The organism is Roseibium salinum (assembly GCF_026240905.1).
GTDB lineage: Bacteria > Pseudomonadota > Alphaproteobacteria > Rhizobiales > Stappiaceae > Roseibium > Roseibium salinum.
Window position 1 is genome coordinate 2228880 of sequence record NZ_JAPEVI010000003.1, and the last position, 22588, is coordinate 2251467.

General features: G+C 62.8%; 17 protein-coding genes. 11 read left to right on the top strand and 6 right to left on the bottom strand.

All coding sequences use genetic code 11. The features are described from left to right. Position 1: 1 nt before the first annotated feature. The 3 genes from ON753_RS14875 to ON753_RS14885 form a co-directional block, all read right to left on the bottom strand. Positions 2–775 carry a TIGR02186 family protein gene (locus ON753_RS14875; RefSeq protein WP_265963407.1) on the bottom strand — a complete coding sequence of 258 codons (774 nt, stop codon included), beginning with the start codon at positions 773–775 and terminating at the stop codon, positions 2–4. After that, positions 772–1701 carry a sulfite exporter TauE/SafE family protein gene (locus ON753_RS14880; protein ID WP_265963408.1) on the bottom strand — a complete coding sequence of 310 codons (930 nt, stop codon included), beginning with the start codon at positions 1699–1701 and terminating at the stop codon, positions 772–774. The genes ON753_RS14875 and ON753_RS14880 overlap by 4 nt, the downstream gene beginning before the upstream one ends. Before the next feature lie 197 nt (positions 1702–1898). Then, positions 1899–5999, bottom strand: coding sequence for a peptidoglycan-binding protein (locus ON753_RS14885; protein ID WP_265963409.1), 4101 nt, complete (start codon positions 5997–5999; stop codon positions 1899–1901). A 413-nt stretch (positions 6000–6412) separates the two neighbouring features. Here ON753_RS14885 and ON753_RS14890 point away from each other — a divergent pair, with 413 nt between their 5' ends. The 8 genes from ON753_RS14890 (at position 6413) to ON753_RS14925 (ending at position 15555) form a co-directional block, all read left to right on the top strand. After that, positions 6413–6871 carry a MerR family transcriptional regulator gene (locus tag ON753_RS14890; protein ID WP_265963410.1) on the top strand — a complete coding sequence of 153 codons (459 nt, stop codon included), beginning with the start codon at positions 6413–6415 and terminating at the stop codon, positions 6869–6871. A 361-nt stretch (positions 6872–7232) separates the two neighbouring features. Next, positions 7233–9029, top strand: coding sequence for an acyl-CoA dehydrogenase C-terminal domain-containing protein (locus tag ON753_RS14895; RefSeq protein WP_265963411.1), 1797 nt, complete (start codon positions 7233–7235; stop codon positions 9027–9029). Between the two features lie 104 nt (positions 9030–9133). After that, complete coding sequence (locus ON753_RS14900; RefSeq protein ID WP_265963412.1) at positions 9134–9772, top strand: glutathione S-transferase family protein; 639 nt, start codon at positions 9134–9136, stop codon at positions 9770–9772. A gap of 124 nt (positions 9773–9896) precedes the next feature. Next, positions 9897–11105, top strand: coding sequence for an acetyl-CoA C-acetyltransferase (locus ON753_RS14905; protein WP_265963413.1), 1209 nt, complete (start codon positions 9897–9899; stop codon positions 11103–11105). 4 nt (positions 11106–11109) lie between these two features. After that, positions 11110–11493 (top strand): cupin domain-containing protein, encoded by a 384-nt coding sequence (locus ON753_RS14910; RefSeq protein WP_265963414.1) that lies wholly within the window; start codon positions 11110–11112, stop codon positions 11491–11493. Between the two features lie 19 nt (positions 11494–11512). Continuing rightward, on the top strand, positions 11513–13723 hold the full coding sequence (locus ON753_RS14915) for a 3-hydroxyacyl-CoA dehydrogenase NAD-binding domain-containing protein (RefSeq protein ID WP_265963415.1): 2211 nt from the start codon (positions 11513–11515) through the stop codon (positions 13721–13723). A 169-nt stretch (positions 13724–13892) separates the two neighbouring features. Continuing rightward, positions 13893–14966, top strand: coding sequence for a helix-turn-helix transcriptional regulator (locus ON753_RS14920; RefSeq protein WP_265963416.1), 1074 nt, complete (start codon positions 13893–13895; stop codon positions 14964–14966). A gap of 313 nt (positions 14967–15279) precedes the next feature. After that, positions 15280–15555, top strand: coding sequence for a DUF6460 domain-containing protein (locus ON753_RS14925; RefSeq protein ID WP_265963417.1), 276 nt, complete (start codon positions 15280–15282; stop codon positions 15553–15555). On the opposite strand, the gene ON753_RS14930 is transcribed toward ON753_RS14925, so the two are convergent. After that, entirely contained in the window at positions 15485–16453 is a 969-nt protein-coding gene (locus tag ON753_RS14930) for a histone deacetylase family protein (RefSeq protein ID WP_265963418.1), read from the bottom strand. The two genes, ON753_RS14925 and ON753_RS14930, sit on opposite strands and share 71 nt — an antisense overlap. A gap of 148 nt (positions 16454–16601) precedes the next feature. On the opposite strand from ON753_RS14930, the gene ON753_RS14935 reads away from it, so the two are divergent. Continuing rightward, positions 16602–17954, top strand: coding sequence for an MATE family efflux transporter (locus ON753_RS14935; RefSeq protein ID WP_265963419.1), 1353 nt, complete (start codon positions 16602–16604; stop codon positions 17952–17954). Here ON753_RS14935 and ON753_RS14940 read toward each other — a convergent pair. Beyond that, complete coding sequence (locus tag ON753_RS14940; protein ID WP_265963420.1) at positions 17951–19045, bottom strand: quinone-dependent dihydroorotate dehydrogenase; 1095 nt, start codon at positions 19043–19045, stop codon at positions 17951–17953. The two genes, ON753_RS14935 and ON753_RS14940, sit on opposite strands and share 4 nt — an antisense overlap. Beyond that, the gene (locus tag ON753_RS14945) at positions 19042–19386 is read right to left on the bottom strand and encodes a DUF952 domain-containing protein (RefSeq protein WP_265963421.1); all 345 of its coding nucleotides are present in this window, start codon (positions 19384–19386) and stop codon (positions 19042–19044) included. Before ON753_RS14945 ends, ON753_RS14940 begins: the two co-directional genes overlap by 4 nt. Positions 19387–19582: 196 nt before the next feature. On the opposite strand from ON753_RS14945, the gene ON753_RS14950 reads away from it, so the two are divergent. Then, complete coding sequence (locus ON753_RS14950; RefSeq protein WP_265963422.1) at positions 19583–20446, top strand: thermonuclease family protein; 864 nt, start codon at positions 19583–19585, stop codon at positions 20444–20446. Positions 20447–20666: 220 nt separating this feature from the next. After that, positions 20667–22451: a methyl-accepting chemotaxis protein gene (locus ON753_RS14955; RefSeq protein ID WP_265963423.1), complete on the top strand. Its 1785-nt coding sequence runs from the start codon at positions 20667–20669 to the stop codon at positions 22449–22451. The last annotated feature ends 137 nt before the right edge of the window (positions 22452–22588 follow it).

Consider the following 22588-nt stretch of genomic DNA (forward strand, 5'->3'; position numbering starts at 1 on the left):
CCTAGTCCCTTCTGAAGATCACGCTCGCCAGCCAGCCGGTGAATACGGCCAGCGTGACAGCGAGGAGGCCGTAGATGAGCGGGTAATTCTGGGCGAGCTCGAAGGTGATCTGCTCAAAGCCGATCTTGGCGACGGCCAGGCTCTCTTCGGTCCGGGCAATCACGTTTCCCCTGTGAAACAGGAAGCTTTTCACCTTGTATTCGCCCACCGGAATATTGGCCGGCAGGGGAATGTTCGTCCTGAACATCGTGTCGGTCAGAAACTCGATCGAGGTTTGCTGTTCCGAATAAAGCCCCACTTCCTGGCGGAGGCGGATGAACGCGCGGCGGAAGTCGTCGCGGTCGGCAAGCGCGACATCCGACGCCCCGGATACCGGCAGGTTGAGGTGATTGAGACCGATGCCGAGTTCATCGAGAACGCGGCGGTCAGCCATTTCCCCGATGCTGATCGTGCTGGCGACGGCATAAAAGGACGGCACGTTCTTGAACCGCTCGCCCTCCCGGTTGACCCATACGCCCAGGAAACGCCCCTTGCGGCGGGTTGTAACGTCCTGAGGAGGGCCTTCGACGACGATTGCAAGATCATATCCGCTCGGCTCGTCCGGCTGGGGATCGATATTGGTCGCCTGGCCGAAGATCACGATTTCCGTGCCGGTGAAATTGGACTGGATCGACACCACGTCCGAGGAAATTGCGGTCACCAGGTCCCGCTTGTCCTGTGCGCCGGCGCCGGCAGCCAACACGAGAGCGCAGACAAGGGCGGCCCGGCGTATCATGAGCCCACCCGATTGCTGACGGCGATGGAATAAAGGTCCTCGGGCACCAGCAGCAGATCGACCGCAAAGCGCAGGCCGACACCCAGGACCAGCACGGCCAGGAGGAGCCGCAACTGATCGCCGCGCAGGTTCTGCCCCATGCGGGCCCCGAACTGTGCCCCGATGACGCCGCCGATCATCAATGTCAGCGCCAGAACGATATCGACCGTTTTCGTGCCCATGGAATGAAACACCGTTGCCGCCGCCATGGTGAACAGGATCTGGAACAGGGACGTGCCGATGACGATGCTGGTGGGAACCCGCAGGAGATAGATCAGGGCGGGCACCATCATGAAACCGCCGCCGATGCCGAGCACCGTTCCCAGAAACCCGATGATCGCACCCAGACCGACCACCGGGATCACGCTGACATAGAGTTTCGACCGGCGGAACCGCACCTTCAGCGGAAGGCCGTGGATCCAGTTGTGCTGACCGGGCTTGCGCGCCTTGGGAGCCACACCGGAGCGGCGGCGCCGGATGGCCCGGATCGATTCAAACAGCATCAGCCCGCCGATCGTTCCCAGGAACGTGACATAGGAGAGCGAGATGACGAGATCGAGCTGGCCGAGGGTCTGCAGGACGTCGAACAGGACAACGCCGACAAACGACCCCAGAACACCGCCAACGAGCAGAATGGCCGCCAGTTTGTGATCGATCGCCTTTCGGCGCCAGTAGCTGACAACGGCAGAGGCGGAAGAGGCGACGACCTGTGTGGTGACAGTGGCCACGGAAACGGCCGGCGGGATGCCCGAGAAGATCAGCAAGGGCGTCAGAAGAAATCCGCCGCCGATGCCGAACAGGCCCGACAGAAAGCCCACAGCCCCGCCCATCAAGAATATCACGAAGATATTCACCGGAAGTTCGGCTATGGGCAGGTATAATTGCACAGGGACACGCCGGAACAGAACTGCAGATAAGAGTTCGGAATGACTACGTTAAATTGGTTAAAAACCCGTGCCGGCCGGTGTGTCAACCAGCCGGCACGCCATAACGGTTCGCTCCGGCGCTTTTAAGCCGCGGCAGGACGTATTTCGACAAAATCGCGCCCTGCGGGGGCGTTGAGCCCAGGGTATGGCCCCGTACCCTAGATCGCCTGGCTGTTCAATTCTTTCATCAGCCGGCTGTCGACTTCTCCGGTTTCCGGCAGGCCCAGGCTGCGCTGGAACGCCCGGATCGCGCTGCGCGTGCGGGGTCCCATCTGGCCGTCCGGCGTGCCCGTGTCGAAGCCGAGATAGTTCAGCTTGTCCTGCGCTGCGCGGATCATCGGGGTATTGTCGACCGCCTGGACGGAGGCCTGGGAAGCGGACGGCGAGACGCTGTCCACCCAGTCCGGCTCCATGGTGACCTTGTTCGCCGCCGGCTCCGGCGTAACCAGCTTGAAGGCCTCGACCGCAAGCCGCGCGTTGGCCAGTGTTTCCTGGTCCATCATGTTGGCCACATCGTCGCGGCGCTTGGCGGCCTCCGGATCGCCCTGGTCAGCGGCTATCGCGAACCACTTGTAGCTGGCGACGAGATCCTTATCGACGCCGATGCCGCCGGCATAAAGGATGCCCAGATTGAACAGACTGTCCTTCACGCCGTAATTGGCGGCGGCTTCGAACCACTTGGCGGCAGCGGCATAATCCGGCTGCTCGCCGCCACCCTCGGCATGAAGAACGGCCAGGTTGTGCATTGCCTTGGCATTGCCGGCTTCAGCGGCGCTGGTGTACCAGGCCCTGGCTTTGGCAAGGTCCTTCTCCACGCCGCGGCCTTTTTCGTAAAGGCTGGCGAGGCGGTACTGCGCCGGCGGCAGGCCTTTTTGGGCCGCTTTCTGGTACCAGACAGCGGCCCTGGCCAGATCGGCGGGCACGCCATTGCCTTCCGTGTATTTGACACCGACCAGAAACTCCGCTGCCGGGTTGCCGCTTGCCGCGGCGCTGCGCAGGGCCATCGGACCGACGCCTTCCGGCGGCAGGTTGGCGATCAGGTTGGACGCGGCCTCACCGGTTCCGGCTGCAGTATCGTCGGCCGGTGTGAAGGCGGCCGGGTTTTCGCCCTGGTGCGCGCCGAAGCTGCTGGCAACACCAGCGGGCGGCGCGAAGGCCAGTTCGGTTTCAGGCGCCAGAGTTCCGGTTGCCGATGCGGCCTGGACGTTATCCGAGGCTGCAACCGATGCCGAACGCGGCGCGGAGGCAGCCGGAGTGGAAATGGCGGGAGCGGAGCCGGCGGCCGACGTTTCCGCCGGGGCTTCCGGGTTCGGAGTCTGCGTGGCTGACGAGGCGGAACTCGCAGCAACGGTGCGCGCTGGTTCCGGTGCTTCCTTTACGGCGGCCGCCTCGGCCGCCATCTCGGCTGCCTTTTCCTGTGCGGTTGCCTCAGCCGCAGCAGCAGTCAGATCCGTTTCCTCGCTTGCAGGTGCAACTTCGACGGTCTCGACCTTTTCCGGCGTGACGGCGGCAAGGTCCGCGCCTTCGTCCGGCGCATCGCCTGCCAGCCGGAAGACCTGCAGCGTCCCGATCAGAAGAACGACGGCGGCGGCGGTGTACAGGATGGCGCGGCGCCGGCCACCCGGGCTCGGCGTGTTTTCCGGCGCCGGGCGGTCGCCAGGCAGAACCGTTGCGTCGTTGGCTTCAAAAGCCTTGTCCGCAATATCCTCAACGGCCAGTTCCAGATCGTCCGCCGGCTCCTGGTCGGCCTCGGCGGCGGCGGCCGACTTGTCGCGTTTCAGGACGTTGCGCAACCAGCCGACGCGCGCCCGGCCGCGCTCTTCGTCGGCCAGTTCGGAATCGGTGCCGGCCTTTTGCTTTTTCTCAAGCTGCGCTGCTTCCGCGGAGGCTGCCTGCGCCGCCCGCCGCGCAGCGGCAATGAAATCCGCCTTGCGGTCGCGCACACGTTCCTGGGGCCGGTCGTTTTCCGAACCCTCGGACCGGTTCGCCTGATTGTCCTCACGGGGCTTCGACGACCCGTAGTTCGGGAAAGCGAGGATATCCTCCTCGCTCCTGGCCGGCGAAAAACTGGCGGCCGGTGCCGTGGCGTCGGTCCGTTCCAGGTTGTCCAGCCGTTCGGTCAGGGAGCCGAGAACGGACTTGACGCCGTCAAAGGTATTGCGGGTCCGCTCTTCACCGCCTTCGGCGGCGTCCAGCAAACGCTTCAGATCGCCCTGCAGGGCCGTGATGGCTTCGTCATACTGGGAATTTTTCAGCGCCGGAGCATTCGCAACGGCTTCGGCCGCCGCCTTCCTGGCGATGCCGGCGACATCGGTGCGGGTCTGCTCGAGGCTCTGCTCGATCCGCTCCAGGACAGGCGAGAACTGTTCAACGCTGAGCGCCTTGGAGGAGGTCTCTTCGATCTGCTCCGCGAGCGCTGCAACCTTTTCGCCGAGTAGTTCGAAACGGCTGTCATCCGTGGCGTCGGCTCCCTTGGAGACGATCTGGGCCAGATCCGATATCCGCCTTTCCAGTGCGTCCGTGGAGGCCGGGGCGGCGACGGAAGCGCGCATGGAACCGATTTCCTCGCGCAGTTTGTCTAGGTCCGCCGTGGTGACCGTATCCCTGGGCTGATCCAGACGCACGGTCAGATCGTTCAGCCGCTCCTGCAACTGATTGAGGAACTTGCCGTCCGGAGCGCCACTTGACTTCATGGCGGCCGCATCGAGAACCGGCACGGGCCGCGAGGCCCTCTTCTCGATCGTGTCGATCTTTCCGGAGATCATCTCCAGCCGCTTTTCCAGCGCCTCGAAAGCACCGGCATTCGCCGAGGGCAGCGGGCCGGCCTGTTCCATGCGCTCCAGGCGGTCGACAATTTCGTTGAGGCGGCGGTCGACGTGGGACATGTGCTCATGGTCCACCGGCGCCGCACGGTCGTCGGCCATCATGCCGACGATGTCTTCAAGGCGCCCCTGAAGCCGGGAGATGGTCTCCGGCTCCGGCATGCGGTCTTCCATGGCCGAGAGGCGGCTGTCGAGGCCGCGCTGCTCGCGGGCCAGAACCTCCAGGTCGTCCAGCCGGCCGGAGACGAATTTCATCCGGTCGTCGATGCCTTCGACCAGGCCCTTGATGTCGATCTGCTCGACGAAATCGCGCACTTCCCGGAGTTCGGCCCGCAAGGGTTCGATTTCCGCATGCCCCTTGCGCTGCAGCAGTTCTTCCATGCGCTCGGCAATGGTGACGACCCGGTCTTCCAGCACCGTCATATGTTCCGAACGCGGCAGGGCGGCGAAGGTGTCTTCAATTTCGTCCAGGCGGGCTGTGACGCTGCGCATGACCCTGGGGTCGACCGAGGCGCGGGACAGCTCGTCCAGGCGCTGCAGAATATGGGCGTAGCCGTGTTCGAGGGTCTGAAGCGCGCCTTCCACATTGGTCCGGCCGACCATCGACTTCAGCTCGGAAACCTCCTTGCGGATGTCCTTGGCCAGGTGGTCATGCGTCTTGTCGACCCGCAAACGCTCCACCATGTCGGCGAGGCGCCGCAGCTCCGCATTCTGGCGGCTGACCGTCTCATTGGTGCCGCGGGAGAAGCCGCCCAGTACGTCACGCAGGGAGCCGAGCTCCTCGCGAACCTGGTCGAGGGCTTTTTCCTGAGGCGCCCGCAAGGCGTCGATACGCCTGCCGAGATCCTTGTAGACATGCATGGACTCTTCGCGGCGCGCACGTCCAACGCGCTCGCGGGGCGGGTAGTCGCGGCCGTAGCCGCGCTCGTCTTCATCGTCGTAATAGTCGTCGCCGCCTTCCGGATAGGCATCCTCCCGCAGGGCATCGAGCGCATAGCGGCCCGGACGGCGCCGGGGCCTTTCCGGCGCGCGGTAGGGCTCCTCGTCGTCGTAGTCGTCATCTTCACCCGCAAGCCCCTGCACCTGCTGGTCGAGCCGGTCCAGGGCGCCGAGGACATCCTCCAGGCCGGTGTCGCGCACAGGAGCGCGGCGGCGCGGGCTCCGGGACGGCCGGTCGGGACGCGGCGCGGCCGATCGGGGCGCGGCGACCTTTTCCTGGTCCGACAGCAGCCTGTCCAGTTCATCGGCCACGGCATCAAGGTCGTCATCCGGCTCGTCCAGGCGGGTATCATATCCGCCGCCGAGTGCGGTGGCCGTGCGCGTGAGGCGCTCTATACGATTTCGTGCGGCTTCACGCTGCGGCGCATCGTAGTAGCCGTCGCTCTCATGCGCATCACGACTGCGGCGTCCTGCCTCGTGTTTCTTCCAAGCCGGCATATCTAGACCCTGGGCTTACGGCCTCCTCAGGCCGCGGATTCAGCGGGCTGCATCTATTCTCCTGCACAAGGGGGATTAGGGGCAGCGTTTTAAGAGACTTTGTCGATTTAGGGTAAACAGGCCGTTAATCGGGCTTGCCAAATGCGAATTGCCGCAGGTTTCGCTCGTTTCTTGCCTGAAACGGGCACGGTGCGAATCGAATCACCGTTAATGTTTTTCCGCTCCGACCTTGCGCGGCTGGACGTTAACGCAAACGTAAGGTAAAAGAACCGCAGAGCCTGGCAGGTACCTGCGCACCGAAACGCATCCAATCGCATATACGCTGAAGAGAGCCTCTTCGGTGCCGGTCTCGTGCAAGGTTGAGAATATCCCGACAAGCCGGAAGACGGCTGAAAAACGAGCTAAGAGCAATGATGAGCGAAGCGCTTTCGATCCTGAACGAAAACGATCTTGTGGACGTCGTGTCCGCGAGTGACGGCACCAAGAAGACCCAATTCACCATCGGCGAGCTGGCAAAGGAATTCGGCTGTACGCTCCGTACGCTGCGGTTCTACGAAGACAAAGGCCTTCTGAACCCCAAGCGGGACGGCATGAACCGCCTTTATACCCGCCGCGACCGCGCACGCCTGAAGCTGGTGCTGATGGGTAAGCGCGTCGGCTTCTCCCTGTCCGAAATCCGCGACATGCTTGACCTTTACGACCTGCGCGACGGTCAGGTGACCCAGCTTCGCGTTGCCCTTTCCAGGTTCAACGAACAGATTGCCGTCCTGGAAGTTCAGCGCAAGGACATCGAACAGGCGATCGAGGAACTGTCCCGCACGGTGGAGATCGTCTCGGGCATGCTGAAGCACAAGGAAGCCGAAGAAGGCTGATTGTGCACTTCAACAGATCGGCACGCCGACCGCGCGAAGCATCGGCTGGCCGCATTTTCAGCTTCTGATAGAAAAGCCGCCGGCCGTTGCGACCGGCGGTTTTTCTTTTGACACCTCCCTCAGTGTCCCGACGGCGCGAATCCGTTCCCGACGAAGCGCATAAAAAACACCCTCGGCGCACGAAACTGTGTTCCGATAAGCTCAAAATCATTCCCAAAGGCCGGTTTTAGGCGTAATTTTTATCGCCCCTTCCGTGGGGGCACCCACTTTACGGGGCAAATCAGGCCGGTTATAACAGCCCGACATGACGTTTACGGAAACGTAAGGTCAGACTGGAAACGGCAGATCTGGGAGGACTTCCATGCCGAGCTATACCGCGCCCGTCGATGACGCGCTTTTCCTGTTGAAGGACGTCTTCGGTTACGAACGCTATTCCAACCTGCCGGGCTTTTCCGACGCCCCGCTCGATCTGGTGGAAGCGATACTGCGCGAAGGCGGGAAATTCGCCGAGGAAGTCCTGCAGCCTTTGAACCAGACCGGCGACCAGCAAGGCTGCAAGCGCAACGACGACGGCTCGGTGACCACGCCCACGGGTTTCGCGGCAGCCTACAAGGCTTTCTGCGAGAACGGCTGGGGCACGCTGTCCGCCGATCCCGAATATGGCGGCCAGGGCCTGCCGCACACGCTGGCAGCCATTTTCAACGAGTTTTCCTCCTCCGCCAACATGGCCTTTTCCATGTATCCCGGCCTGACCGCAGGCGCGGTTGCGGCGCTGACGCTGCACGGAACGCAGGAACAGAAGCAGACCTACCTGCCGAAAATGATCGCCGGCACCTGGACCGGCACCATGAACCTCACCGAGCCTCATTGCGGCACCGATCTCGGCCTGATCCGGACCAAGGCCGTGCCCCAGGCGGATGGCTCCTACCGGATTTCCGGCACCAAGATCTTCATCTCCGCCGGCCAGCACGACCTGGCGGAAAACATCATCCACCTGGTGCTTGCCCGCATCGAGGGCGCGCCTGAGGGCACCAAGGGCATCTCGCTCTTTGTCGTGCCGCGCAACGAGGTTACCGGGGATGGCGCCGTGGGCGGCGGCAACGGCGTTTCGTGCGGCTCCATCGAGCACAAAATGGGCATTCACGGCAATTCCACCTGCGTGATGAACTACGACAATGCCTCCGGCTGGCTGGTCGGCGAGGAGAACAAGGGCCTACGCGCCATGTTCACCATGATGAACGAGGCCCGCCTCGGCGTTGCCGTTCAGGGCCTCGCCCAGTCGGAAGTCGCCTATCAGAACGCCGTTGCCTACGCGAGGGACCGCCTGCAGGGCCGGTCGCTGACCGGACCGAAAAACCCGGACAAGGCCGCGGACCCGATCATTGTCCATCCGGATGTCCGCCGCACGCTGATGTCCATCCGCTCTTTCAACGAAGCGGCCCGGGCATTGGTCATCTGGACCGCGATGCACGGCGATCTTTCCCACCGCTCTGATGACGACAAGACCAGGCAGTTCTCCGACGACATGATGGGGCTCATGACCCCGGTGCTGAAAGGCGTCCTGACCGACACCGGCTTTGCCAACACGGTCAACGCCCAGCAGATGTATGGCGGCCACGGCTATATCGGCGAGTGGGGGATGGAGCAGTTCGTCCGCGATGCCCGGATCGCCATGATCTACGAGGGGGCGAACGGCATTCAGGCGCTGGACCTCGTGGGCCGCAAGCTGCCGGCCAATGGCGGGCGCGCCGTCATGAGCTTCTTCAACGAGGTCAATTCGTTCCTGAAGGACAACAAGGACAATGAAGACCTCGCCGCCTTCACCGGTCCGTTGAAGAAGGCGGCCGACGACCTTCAGGCCGCAACCATGTGGTTCATGAACAATGCCATGAAGAACCCCGACGATGCCGGGGCCGGCTCCACGGACTACATGCATCTCTTCGGCCTCGCCGCCCTCGGCTACATGTGGGCGAGGATCGCCGGGACCATCAAGGACAGGCTTGCGGAAGGCGCCGGTGACAGGACCGAATGGCTGGAGGACAAGCTCGCCTTCGGCAGGTTCTTCATGGAACGCACCCTTCCTGAAACCGGCGCGCATCTCGCGCGGATTTCCTCAGGCTCCGGCACGGTCATGTCGCTGAGGGCCGACGCATTCTGAGACCCGTCCGCCAGGCGCCCGTCTGGCGGAAATTTGACCCCGCAAGCCCGTTCCGGCCGCTATAGTCCCGCTCCGATGCGATTTACCAGGAGAGATCTCGAGTTATGGCTGAATACGTTCTTCATTGCATGGCGCAGTCTGGGCACTCCTACAAGGTGGCCCTGATGCTGGAGCTTTGCGGCGCCGACTGGGAGCCGGAATGGGTCGACTTCTTCAACGGAGAAACCCGCACGGAACAATTCCGCGACACGCTGAACGAAATGGGAGAAGTGCCGGTCCTGATCCACGGCGACGCGATCCTCACCCAGTCGGCCGTCATCATGGACTACCTGTTCGACAGGTTCGGACGGTTCGGCTGCGAGAGCGACGAGGAGCGGCGCGAGGTGCTGCGCTGGACTATCTTCGACAATCAGAAAGTCTCCGGAATGCTCGGCCCGCTCCGCTTTCTGCGCACTCTCGTCAAGACTGGCGAAACCGAAGTGACCAAATGGCTGGATGGCCGGGGCCGCTCCGCGCTTGGCATCCTGGACAAGCATTTTGCCGGGAACGAGTTCGCCATCGGCGCAAAGCCGACCAGTGCCGACTTCTCGCTCTGCGGCTATCTGTTCTACGACGGGGAACTCGGCATCGACCTTGAGCCCTATCCCAATGTCACGAAATGGCTGGAGCGGATCAAGGCGCTGCCCGGCTGGAAACACCCCTATGACCTCATGCCCGGACATCCCCTGCCGGCCGCCGGGTGAGGACGACATGAACCGGAGCATCCGGCATTCGAAAGAACGCAAGATGCTCCGGCAGCGAAAACCGATCGACCTTCCGCCTACACGGGATCGCCCGTGAAAGCAGGTCGATCCAGAGGAGGATTTGATGCCCGAAGCCTATATCTATGATCACGTGCGCACCCCGCGCGGACGCGGCAAGCCGGACGGCGCCCTGCACGAGGTGCCGACGGTCCGGCTTGCCGCAACCGCCCTGGAGGCGCTCCGCGACCGGAACGGTCTCGACACCGCCAGGGTGGACGATGTCGTTCTCGGCTGCGTCGATCCGGTCGGGGAAGCAGGCGGCGACGTTGCCCGCGCGGCCGTGTTCGCGGCCGGGTACGAGACGTCGGTCCCGGGCATGCAGATCAACCGCTTCTGCGCCTCCGGCCTCGACGCGGTCAACATGGCTTCCGCTCAGGTGATGGCCGGTCAGCACAAGCTGGTGATCGCCGGAGGCGTGGAGAGCATGAGCCGAGTGGGCCTCGGCGCATCGGGCGGCGCCTGGCCGATCGAGCCGCAGGTCGCCATTCCGTCCTACTTCATGCCGCAGGGCATCTCCGCCGACCTGATCGCCACCAAATACGGCTTCAGCCGGGACGATTGCGATGCCTATGCGGTCGAGAGCCAGAAACGGGCCGCAAAGTCCTGGAAGGAAGGCCGGTTCTCGCGGTCCGTGGTGCCGGTGAAGGATGTCAACGGCATCACCATCCTCGACCGGGACGAGCACATGCGGCCGGACACCGACATGCAGTCGCTCGCCTCGCTCAATCCGTCTTTCGAGATGATGGGCAGCATGGGCGGTTTCGATGCGGTCGGCATCCAAGCGCATCCGGAGGTCGAAGCCGTCAAGCACGTGCACCATGCAGGCAACTCCTCGGGCATCGTCGACGGCGCCGCCGCCGTGCTCATCGGCTCCAGCACCGCCGGCCGGTCCTGCGGCCTGAAGCCGCGCGCGCGCATCAAGGCCTTCGCCAATATCGGCTCCGAACCGGCCCTGATGCTCACCGGCCCGGTGGATGTCACCGAAAAGCTGCTGAAAAACGCCCGCATGGAGATGAAGGACATCGACCTCGTCGAGATCAACGAGGCCTTCGCCTCCGTCGTGCTGCGCTATCAGCAGGCTTTCGATCTCGACCCGGAAATCGTCAACGTCAACGGCGGCGCCATTGCCATGGGCCATCCGCTCGGCGCCACCGGCGCGATGATCCTCGGCACCGTTCTCGATGAGCTGGAACGGCGCGATCTCAAGACCGCGCTCGTCACACTTTGCATCGGCGCGGGCATGGGCACCGCGACCATCATCGAACGGGTGTGAGCCGATGATCAGCAACATCGACAAGGAGTTCGCGCAGATCACCGACCACTGGTCGCCGCGCGTGGTGGCCGATGTCAACGGTCAGAGCGTCAAGCTCGCCAAGTTGAAGGGCGAGTTCGTCTGGCACGATCACGAGGATGAAGACGAGCTGTTCTTCATCGTCAAGGGCAGCCTGACGATCCGCTATCGCGACCGGGACGATGTGGTTCTGAACGCAGGCGACATGCATGTGGTGCCCAAGGGCGTCGAGCATAACCCGATCGCCGCCGAAGAATGCTGGGTCATGCTGTTCGAGCCCGCGGAAACCAAACACACCGGCAATGTTGTCGTGGAAGGCACCAGGACGGCAGCGCAGCAGCGCGCCCATCTTGACACGTCCGGCGCCTGACCCGAGGAGGAGATTTCCAATGAGCTACAAGAATTTCACCATAGAGACCGATGAGGACGGTTTCGCCCTGATCACCTGGGACATGCCGGGAAAGTCGATGAACGTCATCGACCTCACCGTCATGGAAGAACTGGATGCGATCATCGACGATGTCACGGGCAGTGAAGCCATCAAGGGCGCCGTGATCACCTCCGGAAAGCCCGCCTTTTCCGGCGGTGCGGACCTGACCATGCTGGAAGGCCTGCTGAAGGATTTCCATGTCAAGCGCGGCAACGATACGGAAGCCGCCGCCAGAGCCCTCTTCGACGGCTCCCGCAAGTTGTCTCAGGTGTACCGGAAGCTGGAGACCTGCGGCAAACCGTTCGTGGCAGCCGTGGCCGGCACCTGCATGGGCGGCGGCACGGAACTGGCGCTTGCATGCCATGGATGCATTGTCGATGACGGCCTGAAAATGGGTCTGCCGGAGGTCAAGGTCGGCCTCTTCCCGGGTGCCGGCGGCACGCAGCGCGTCATGCGCATGACCGACAGCCAGCAGGGCCTGCAATTCCTGCTCCAGGGCCGCACCCTGCGCGCACCCCAGGCAAAACAGATGAAGCTGGTGGACGAAGTCACGACCGCCAAGAAGCTGGTGGCGGCTGCGAAGAAGATGCTGAAGGCGGGCCTCGACCCGGTCAAGGACTGGGACAAGAAGGGCTACAAGCTGCCCAACGGCAAGGTCTATTCCCCGGGCGGGTTCCAGTTCTGGCCGGCCGCGAACGCGATCTACCGGCGCGAGACCTATGACAACTACCCGGGCGCCCGCTACCTGCTCCGCTCGGTCGTCGAAGGGCTGCAACTGCCGATGGATCTCGCCCTGCAGGTCGAGAGCCGCTACTTCGCCAAGGTCCTGCAGACACCGGAAGCGGCCAACATGATCCGCTCGCTGTTCGTTTCCATGCAGGAACTGAACAAGCTCGCCCGCCGCCCCGCCGACCAGCGCCCGAACAAGGTCAAGAAGATCGGCATCCTGGGTGCGGGCTTCATGGGCGCTGGCGTTGCCTATGTCACGGCGCAGGCCGGCATCGACGTCGTCCTGATCGACCGGGACCAGGAAGCCGCCGACAAGGGCAAGGCCCATTCCGACGAACTGATTACGAAGGCGATCAAGCGCGGCCGCGCCACGGAAGAAGACAAGCAAAAGCTGCTTTCCAGGATCAACGCGACCGCCGACTACGAGGCGCTCGCCGATTGCGATCTGGTGATCGAGGCGGTGTTCGAGGACCGCGACATCAAGAAGGCGGTGACGGAACAGGCCGAAGCGGTGATGAAGTCCCGTGCCATCTTCGCGTCGAACACCTCGACATTGCCGATCACCTCCCTGGCCCAGGCCTCCAGACGGCCGAAGAACTTCATCGGCATCCACTTCTTCTCCCCGGTCGACAAGATGATGCTCGTCGAGGTGATCCTCGGCAAACGCACGTCCGAGCGGGCTCTGGCGATGGCTCTCGACTATGTCAAGGCGATCAAAAAGACGCCGATCGTGGTCAATGACAGCCGCGGCTTCTACACCTCGCGTGTCGTGATGACCTATATCCGCGAAGGCCTGATGATGCTGGCGGACGGCGTACCGCCGGCGATGATCGAGAACGCGGGCAAGATGGCCGGCATGCCGGTCGGACCGCTGTCGCTCGGCGACGAGGTTGCGCTCGACCTTGCCTGGAAGATCGTCTCCGCAACCCGCAAGGACCTCGGCGTCAAATATGTCGAAGGACCGCTGGACAATATCCTGGAAGACATGGTGGTCAAGCGCGAGCGCTTCGGCCGGAAGAACGGCAAGGGCTTCTACGACTACAAAGGCAAGGAAAAGAGCCTGTGGCCCGGTATTGCCGACGTCACCGGCCAGCCGAAATCCGCCGACAGCTTCAACATTGAAGAACTGAAGCAGCGCCTTCTCGTCATGCAGGCTCTTGAGACGGCACGCATCTTCGAGGAAAAGTGCCTGACGGACGTGCGTGAAGCCGATGTCGGCTCGATCCTCGGCTTCGGATTTGCGCCCTATACCGGTGGAACGCTCAGCTATATCAACATGATGGGCACGCCCGCCTTCCTGGAATTGTGCAAGAAGTTCACCCGCAAGTGGGGTCCGCGCTTCAAGCCGAACAAGTTGCTGCGGGACATGGCAAAGGAGAACGAGACGTTCTACGGCAAGTTCCCGCCCAAGGCTGAAGAAAAACAGAAAGCCGCCGCTTAAGACACGTGGACAGCCGCCTCCCCTCGGGAGGCGGTTTTGTCTTTCGCACGGACGGCAGGCCGGTTTCCCCCTTTCAATAGATGTTGGCAATTTGCGACACAACTTGATCCGCAGCGGCTTGCCATGCGAAGTTTGCCGAACGCATTGAGGAAGTCGGCTGGAGACGCGGATGCCGGTTGAGGGGGAATGGGCGCGTGCGGATATTCTCCGCGTCTTGCGCGATATCTGTTCAAACGAAGACCTGGACTGGCCGTACATCGCCCGCCTTTACGATTTCGATCTGGCCAGCATGGACGACCCGCAAGGCGTGGTACCGATCGCCGCCTGGCACGGCGTTTTCGAACACGTGGCCGAAGCCCTCGGCAGCGATGCCGTCATGTTCGACCTTTTCAACAATGTCGAAATCGGCTGCCTCTCCGTCTTCGACTATCTGTTTGCCTGCGCCCCCACCCTGCGCCATGCCTGCCAGGCCTGGGTGAAGTTCATGCCGATCCGCACCAATGCCTGCCGTGTCGTTTTCGAGGAAACCGAAACCAGCGGCTATCTCGAGTGGCCGATCCTGGAAGGACGGGGCGAATGGCGGCAGAGCATGTTTGCCCGGGTGGGCTGGGCCGCCCACCAGCTTGAACAGGCGCTCGACATGCACGCGCCGCCGATCATGATCGACCTGGCCACCGCCGCGCCGGAGAGCACATCCGCTCTCCAGAAGAAATATCAGGGCCGGCTGAATTTCTGCGTGCCCCGCAACAGGATTTCCTTCCCGCGCGCGCTGCTGTCGCGGCCCCTGCCCCGGCACGACCCGCATCTTTACGAAATCATCCTGAAATCGGCGATGACCGAGATGGAGTTGTTCGGCCAGAAGGAATCGCCGCTGTCCAGGATTGCCAATGAAGTCGCCTCCAACCTCTCCCAGGGGGCGTCGGCCCTGCCGTTGATCTCCGCCAGGCTGGGCATGTCGCAAAGAGCCGTTCAGCGGCTTCTGGAAAAGGAGGGGACGAGCTTCAGGAAGCTCAGCGAAGAGGTTCGCCGCGCTGCGGCCGAGCGGTATCTGCGCAGCACCGAGCTGCCGATGAAGGAAATCGCATTTCTGCTGGGCTTTTCCGAGCTCAGCACCTTTTCCCGGGCGGTGAAGACCTGGTTCGGCGTGTCGCCCAGGAAAGTGCGTCAAGCATCAGCCGGATCGCCTCGCCATCCCGCCGGAACGCAGCATACCGAAAAGACCGGCCAGCACGGCCGGCGGTGAGCTTTCGGAGGCCGCATGGCTGCAGCAGAACGGTACCAAACATGCCTCACCGCGAAAACCACCTCATTCTGAGGAGCGAGCTTGCTCGCGTCTCGAAGGATGGGCCGCTGGACTCGGAAGATGCCGCCCATGCTTCGAGACGGGCCGAAGGCCCTCCTCAGCATGAGGAGGACTGCCAACGGCGACCTGCTCAACCGCTCCGGCCGGCGTTTTGGCCCATCGAGCAGCAAGCGGCGCTCCGCGTTGCAATTGGGTTGGCCGATCCCTAACTTTCCGATAACAGTTCGGTCTTGAACGGAATCAGGAGAAACACATGTCCGATACCGGCCTGCGCCGCTTTTTGGGAGGGTCCCCCGTCCAGGTATTGTTGAGGCTTGTGTTCCTGTCCTTTGTCGTCGGTATCATACTCGCCGCCCTGAACCTCGATCCGCTCGATCTGGTGACCATGGCGGTCCAGTTCGTCGAACGGCTCTGGAACATGGGCTTCCAGGCACTTGGGCGGCTAGGCAACTACCTTCTCATCGGCGCAATCGTGGTTGTGCCAATATGGCTGCTAACCCGACTTCTAGCGATGGGACGATCTCGGTAACGACGGCCCTTGCCGCCCTGTGCAGGTTCAGGTGACGGTCCGCAAGTTCGTCGATATCCGTTGAGTAACCCCCACCCAGGACCCCGGCCAGGGGCACGCCTGCCGCGCGCACCGTTTGGATGACATAGCGGTCGCGCATGAAAAGCGCTTCCCGCGTCAGGGCAAGGCGGCCCAGGCGGTCGTGCTCATAGGGATCGACGCCGGCGTTGTAGACCACGATGTCCCAGCTCTCCCGCTCCAGCAGCACGGGCAGGATTTCTTCAAGGCGGCGCATGTAGGCCGCGTCCGCGGTGCCGTCGGGAAGACCCACGTCCAGATGGGACGCGATCTTGCGGACCGGATAGTTCCGTTCCGAATGCATCGAAAAGGTGAACACGTCCGGGTCGCCCCGGAAGATATCGGCCGTGCCGTCGCCCTGATGCACGTCAAGATCGATGACCAGCGCCTTGCGGATCGCACCGTCGGCTTGCATCACCCTTATGGCGACCGCCACGTCGTTGAAAACGCAGAACCCGGCTCCGTGCGCCCGGCGGGCGTGATGGCTGCCGCCGGCCGTGTTGTAGGCAAGGCCGTGTTCCATGGCCAGATAGCAGGTCAGCACCGTGCCGCCTGTCGCGCAACGTGCGCGCAGGGCAATATCCTGGCGCATCGGAAATCCGATCTCCCGGGCGATCCTGTCCGGCACATTGCTGCTGAACACCTGATCCACATAGGCCGGATCGTGAGCCAGGGCGACCCATTCGAACGGCGCGGGCCGCGGCCGGTAGAAGCTCCCGCCATCCAGCAGGCCTTCCTCGCGGACCCGCTCCGCGACGGCGCGGAACTTGTCCATCGGAAACCGGTGGTTGGCCGGCAGATCGGCGCAATAGGCGGGATGGTGAACGATCGGCAGGGTCATCCTCCCATCATAGGGCGCCTTGTGCCTTTCGACACCCCGTCACCAGCGATTGCAACACGATTTCGAATATCGGGTATGTGCGGAAAACGATTGACGGCAGGCGGCGGGCCGGACAAGAAGGTCTGCCTTCGATCATGAGCTGCCCATCATGTCCCACGTCCCCAGCCCCGGCGATCCGTCGACGCTCGACTTTGCCGTCACGCACCGCTCCGTCCTTGCGATAGCCATTCCGATGACGCTCGGCTATCTGTCGACACCGCTCCTCGGCGTCGTCGACATGGCAGTGATCGGGCGGCTTGGCGATGCGGCGCTGCTTGGCGGCATTGCCATGGGCGGCATCATCTTCGACCTGGTGTTCACGACCTTCAATTTCCTGCGTTCCGGAACGACAGGGCTGACGGCCCAGGCCTTCGGGGCGCGGAACGAGGAGGAAATCAAGGCGACGCTCCTCAGAGCCCTTGTCATCGCGGCCATCGGCGGCCTCGCCGTCATCGCCATTCACGCCCCCCTTCGCGAGACCGGCCTGTGGTTTCTCGGCGGCAGCAAGGACGTCCAGACGGCGACCTCGCGCTATTTCGACGTCCGGATCTACAGTGCGCCGTTCCTCCTGGCGAACTACGCCATTCTCGGCTGGTTCATCGGCCTCGGCCGTGCCGGCACCGGCCTTGCGCTGCAGCTCTTCCTCAACGGGCTGAACATTGCGCTCAGCCTCTGGTTCGTCATCGGGCTGGACTGGAGCGTCGAGGGCGTCGCGCTTGCCACGGTCTTCAGCGAAATTGCCGCGACGCTGCTCGGTCTGGCGCTGGTGCTTGCTAGCGTCAAGCGCGGCAGCTGGCCCGCCGCCGCCATTGTGTTCAACCGCCGCCTGCTGGTGCGCATGATGGCGGTGAACCGGGACATCATGATCCGCTCCTTCGCCCTGCTCTATGCCTATGCCTTTTTCATGGCCCGTTCGGCGGACCAGGGCGACACGGTTCTGGCGGCCAACGCGGTCCTTGAAAAGTTCATCATCGTTTCCGGCTATTTCCTGGACGGCCTTGCAACGGCCGCCGAACAGTTGGCCGGCCGGGCGGTGGGCGCCCGGCACCGGCAGGCCTTCGACCGCACGCTCAAGCTCACTGCGCTGTGGAGTTTCGCCCTTGCCGCGGGCCTGTCCGTCATCTTCTACTTGGCCGGCCCGGCGATGATCGCCTTCATGACCACCGCGCCGGACGTGCGCGAACTCGCGGACACCTATCTGATCTGGGCCGTTGTTGCGCCGCTTCTCGGCGTGCTCGCATTTCAGATGGACGGCGTTTTTATCGGTGCCACGTGGTCGGAGACCATGCGCAACATGATGCTGCTGTCGCTCGCAGCCTTTATCGCCGCCTACTACGCCCTCTTCCCGCTTCTGGGCAATCACGGGCTCTGGCTGGCGATGGAGCTCTTTCTCGGCCTGCGGGGCATCACGCTTCTTTTCGCCTGCCGCAAGCGCGCGGCCGAGACCTTCGCGGCGGCCTAACCGGTCTCCGCCGCCCAGGCCTCGACATTGGCGTCCCGGGCCTCGCGCAGGGAAGACAGACCGTGTTCGTCCAGCCTGGCACTGAGCCCTGTCAGTATCTCGTCGATCAGCGCGGGCCCCTTGAAGACCAGCGAGGAATAGAGCTGCAGGAGATCCGCCCCCGCGGTGATTTTCGTCCAGGCGGTCTCGGCGCTGTCTATCCCGCCGACACCGATGATCGGCAGATCCGGGCCGGCAAGTTTGCGGCTGCGGGCCAGGGCGATGGTCGATTTGCGGAACAGCGGCCGGCCGGAAAGACCGCCGGGTTCCCCGGCAGGTCCCGATCCGCTCAGTCCGTCCCGGCTGATGGTGGTGTTGGAGACGATCAGGCCGTCGACATTCTTGGCCAGCACCTCCTCGACGATGTCCTGCAGATCATCATCGGTCACATCCGGAGCGATCTTGAGAAGGACGGGAACGTGGCGGCCGAGCGTGCGGGTACAGTCGTCCCGCGCCGAAATGACCCCGGTCAACAGGTCCGCAAGCGCGGAACGTGCCTGCAGGTCCCTCAGGCCCGGCGTGTTGGGCGAGGAGATATTGACCGTGAAATAGGAGGCAATGTCGGCGAATTCGGTGATCCCGGCGACGTAGTCCGCGATGCGGTCGGCCGAATCCTTGTTGGCGCCGACATTGATGCCGACGATGCCGTTCAGCCTCGGGCGGCCGTCGAGCCGCTTGCGCAGCGCCGCGTGGCCCTCATTGTTGAACCCGTAGCGATTGATGACGCCCTGGTCTTCCGGCAGGCGGAACACGCGCGGACGCGGATTGCCCGACTGGGGCTTCGGCGTAACCGAGCCGACTTCCGTGAAGCCGAAGCCAAGCTTCAGCAGCGCATCGGGCACTTCGCCGTTCTTGTCGAACCCCGCCGCCATTCCGAGCGGATTGGGAAAGGTGAGATCCCAGAGCTTCACGGCAAGGCGCGGATCCGAAACCGGGGTGCGTCCCGGCATGACACCGTTTTTCAGGGCCAGCACCGTCAGCCGGTGCGCCGTTTCAGCGTCGAGACGCTGAAGGCCCTTGAGGGCCGCGTTTTCCAGCCAGGGAAGGTTCATTCGCCCAGCTCCGGAAAGACGTGCGATCCGTCCGGTGCCAACGGCAGGTCCCTTACCCACAGGGCTGAGCTCGGGTCGAAGTCGCCGTAAAGATGGGGAAACAGGGCGCCGCCGCGCGAGGGCTCCCATTTGAGCGCATCGCCGAAATCGGCCGCGTCGAACTCGGCAAGCAGCAGGTCGTCCTCGCCGGCAAAGTGCCTTGCCGCCGTTTCGCGGACCTGTTGCGCGGTGGAGAAGTGAATGAAACCGTCGGCGAGATCAACCGGCGCGCCCTTGAACACACCCGCTTCGACCGCCTCCTGCCACAGGGACCGGGGGACGATCTTGAATATCAAAGTCATGGGCGCGCCCTGTTCATCCACATTTCCATTAAGCGACCGGTTGTCCGGCTGCCTTGATCTGGAACGGAAACTACTCAAACGGTGTTATCCGGACAAGCCGGGTTGCCTAATCTTTACCCGATGTCTGTAATATGGCCGGGAAAACCCGGCACGCTCGACGGAGCGTTCCTGGCCAGTAACATTGAGCGATCCTGGTATGAAGTTTCGGCCCTTCCTGGTACCTGCCATCATGCTGACCGTCACCGGCGGCCTGCTTGCATGGCTGTTGCTGGCCGAACCGCCCGAAGTGGACGACGCGCAATCGGCAGCCTCCGCTCCGCAGGACAGTTCGATCGCCACGACGGACATCACGGACCAGGACGCCTCCGCGGTTCCCCTGCCGCAGGACATTCGCGATGTATCGCCCGAAGGCGTGTCGGCACCGCAGGTGACCGGGACGCTGACGCGCATCGACCCGTCAAAGCGCTATCTGGAGCTCCGGAACCCGCCCGCGGAAGAAATCGGCGACGGACCGATCGAGCTCACAAGGGTGCAGGTCCTGGACGGTGGCCGCATCAGGACGGACAAACTGACGGTCACGCTGGCCCATATTCAACCTCTGCAACCCGATGAAACCTGCGTTTCGAAGCTGGGCGGACAATGGCCCTGCGGTGCTCGCGCCAGAACCTTTCTGCGCGGTCTGATCCGGCACCTGAAGGTCTCGTGCGAAATGACCGAAGAGCTTGGGCCGGGCCATATCCGCGGCACCTGCAGCAGGGGCAATATCGACCTGGGCGAACGCATGGTGCGCTACGGCTGGGCGGACCCTGCTCCCGATGCCCCTCCCCGCTATGCCAACCTGGCTCAGACCGCCCGGGAGAAGACCCTCGGCAAATGGCAGTCGGAATTGGTTGCCACGCTTCCTGAAGTCAACTCGGACTACGACACCGGCGTCGAGTTACCCGGCCTCAAGGACCTAGTGCCGGAGATCGTGGAATGGAGTCTTCAGGCGGATCCGGAGGAAGCCGGTCAGGTGAGCGCACCTGCCAACCCTGACAATGCATCCGGTCAGCTCCAGTAGCTGATTCGGCAGTTCTTGCACGTCCATGACGCCCCCGTGGAAAGTTACCTGATTTCAGTGATTCAACGTTGAGCACGGCCAGGTATTTGAAACCCTGCGACGGCAATCGTCAGGTTGAACTGACAATACTACCTATCTTGCCTGCTCATTCCGGTAGAGCGTTCCTTAACGAACTTTCGCCATAGTGAATGTACTTCCATCAACCTCCCGCGAGAACCCAATGTCCGCACCCGAGAAGAGCGCTCCTTCACAAACCGGAAATGTCGCCAAGTACCTCCGCTTCATGTCCAAATCGGGAAGCAACACCCAGTCGGCACAGCGCGCCTGGAAGACCTTGCAGCCGGCTCTGCCGGAGATTCTCGGCCGCTTTTACGACGATCTTCTGGCCCAGGAGGAACTGCGCCAGAAGATGGGCAAACATGAACAGAATACGGCCCCGCTCAAGAACGCTCAGACCAGACACTGGGAGTACATCTTCAACAACGATCCCGATCCGGAATTCTTCCGCCAATCCGCCCGCATCGGTGTGGCGCATGTCAGGATAGGCCTGGGAGCCGAATGGCTGATGTCGGCCTTCGGCCGCCTGCTCAACGAAGCAATTCCGATTATCGTCAAGAAGCACCGTTTTTCACACAGCGCCATGATTGAAACGCTCCAGACGGTTGTGACGCGGTTCTTTCTGGACATGGTGATGGCGCAACGGGCGTTCGAGGTCGAGCAACGCCGCCTGGAGGATATCAACAAAAAGGAGGCGGACAGCCTGCTGAACCTTCGGGCGACCGCAGACACGATTTGCGAGCTCAATGAGCTTGTGATGGCAATGGCCCTCCTGTCCCGCAATACACAGGACGCCAACGCCAACGGCCAGTCCATTTCCGTTGCCGTCGAGGAGCTTGTCGCATCGATCGGGCAGATCTCCGAAAACAGCGAGGGCGCTGCCCAGGAAGCGATCCAGACCAACAATGCGGCCAAAGACGGTCTCGCCAAGATGTCGGCCGTATCCAATGCCATCGGCGAGATTTCATCGACGTCCCGGCAAACCTCCCGGAGCCTGCAGGACCTGAACGAAGCAGCCTCCCAGATCAGTGAATTTCTTTCGGTCATCCAGTCGATCGCGGATCAGACAAATCTTCTGGCGCTCAACGCCACCATCGAGGCGGCACGCGCGGGAGAAGCCGGCAGAGGCTTTGCGGTGGTCGCCGCGGAAGTCAAAACGCTCGCGGCACAAACCGGCAAGGCGACAGAGGACATTTCCCAACGGATCGAAGCGCTGACGGCGGGGATGGAAACGATCCAGTCGGCGATAGAGAGTTCAGAGGGCGCCATCAACAAAGGCGAAGAAGCGATCGGATCCGCCAATGAAATCATGCAGTCAATCGACGGCATGGTCTCGACCGTTTCCGAACGGGTCACCCAGATTACCGGGATCCTGCATCAGCAAAAGGATGCCAGCCACGAGATCGCTCAGAACGTGTCGAACGTTGCTGCGCTGAACGAAAGCACGGATTCGCAGCTCAAGGACATGCACATCATCCTCCAGAACAGCAACAATCAGTTCAACGACAACGCGCAGTCGCTCGTCAACGCCGATTCCGCGCAGTCCTTGTGCGAAATGGCCAGGATCGACCATGTGCTGTTCAAGAAGCGCGTCGTCGACACCGTAACCGGCCACGATAACTGGACCTGCGCCGAGTTGCCGGATCATCACCATTGCTCCCTGGGCAAATGGTGTGACGGCGTTCAGGACGAACGGATCAAGGCCCATCCGGCATACCAGAGATTGCTCGCTCCGCACAAAGCGGTTCATGATGCGGGACACCGGGCCTTGAGCGCTATCGAAGCAGGCCGCGCGACTGAAGCATTCACAGCCCTTGCCGAACTGGATGAGGCCAGCAAGGGCGTTCTGGAGGGGCTTGCCCGGCTCTCCACGGCCATGGAAAACGGTCTCGGCGACGCTGGCGCCACCAAGGCCAATCGAGTGGCAGGAGCATCCGGTTCGCAGTAAGCCCGACCGGCACGCTCAACCCAGCCTCTAATTCGAAGGATTGAGGGCGGAGCACATCACTCCGCCCTTGTCGCCGGCGCCCAGTTCGGCGATCTGGGTATCGACCGGCGGATTGCCGAAAGACCGAGCGCCTGCAC

Bases quoted from the DNA above. Each gene is read 5' to 3' on its own strand.
- ON753_RS14875 (WP_265963407.1), bottom strand. From the start codon at position 775: ATGATACGCCGGGCCGCCCTTGTCTGCGCTCTCGTGTTGGCTGCCGGC.
- ON753_RS14885 (WP_265963409.1), bottom strand. From the start codon at position 5,999: ATGCCGGCTTGGAAGAAACACGAGGCAGGACGCCGCAGTCGTGATGCG.
- ON753_RS14890 (WP_265963410.1), top strand. From the start codon at position 6,413: ATGAGCGAAGCGCTTTCGATCCTGAACGAAAACGATCTTGTGGACGTC.
- ON753_RS14895 (WP_265963411.1), top strand. From the start codon at position 7,233: ATGCCGAGCTATACCGCGCCCGTCGATGACGCGCTTTTCCTGTTGAAG.
- ON753_RS14900 (WP_265963412.1), top strand. From the start codon at position 9,134: ATGGCTGAATACGTTCTTCATTGCATGGCGCAGTCTGGGCACTCCTAC.
- ON753_RS14905 (WP_265963413.1), top strand. From the start codon at position 9,897: ATGCCCGAAGCCTATATCTATGATCACGTGCGCACCCCGCGCGGACGC.
- ON753_RS14910 (WP_265963414.1), top strand. From the start codon at position 11,110: ATGATCAGCAACATCGACAAGGAGTTCGCGCAGATCACCGACCACTGG.
- ON753_RS14915 (WP_265963415.1), top strand. From the start codon at position 11,513: ATGAGCTACAAGAATTTCACCATAGAGACCGATGAGGACGGTTTCGCC.
- ON753_RS14920 (WP_265963416.1), top strand. From the start codon at position 13,893: ATGCCGGTTGAGGGGGAATGGGCGCGTGCGGATATTCTCCGCGTCTTG.
- ON753_RS14925 (WP_265963417.1), top strand. From the start codon at position 15,280: ATGTCCGATACCGGCCTGCGCCGCTTTTTGGGAGGGTCCCCCGTCCAG.
- ON753_RS14930 (WP_265963418.1), bottom strand. From the start codon at position 16,453: ATGACCCTGCCGATCGTTCACCATCCCGCCTATTGCGCCGATCTGCCG.
- ON753_RS14935 (WP_265963419.1), top strand. From the start codon at position 16,602: ATGTCCCACGTCCCCAGCCCCGGCGATCCGTCGACGCTCGACTTTGCC.
- ON753_RS14940 (WP_265963420.1), bottom strand. From the start codon at position 19,045: ATGAACCTTCCCTGGCTGGAAAACGCGGCCCTCAAGGGCCTTCAGCGT.
- ON753_RS14945 (WP_265963421.1), bottom strand. From the start codon at position 19,386: ATGACTTTGATATTCAAGATCGTCCCCCGGTCCCTGTGGCAGGAGGCG.
- ON753_RS14950 (WP_265963422.1), top strand. From the start codon at position 19,583: ATGAAGTTTCGGCCCTTCCTGGTACCTGCCATCATGCTGACCGTCACC.
- ON753_RS14955 (WP_265963423.1), top strand. From the start codon at position 20,667: ATGTCCGCACCCGAGAAGAGCGCTCCTTCACAAACCGGAAATGTCGCC.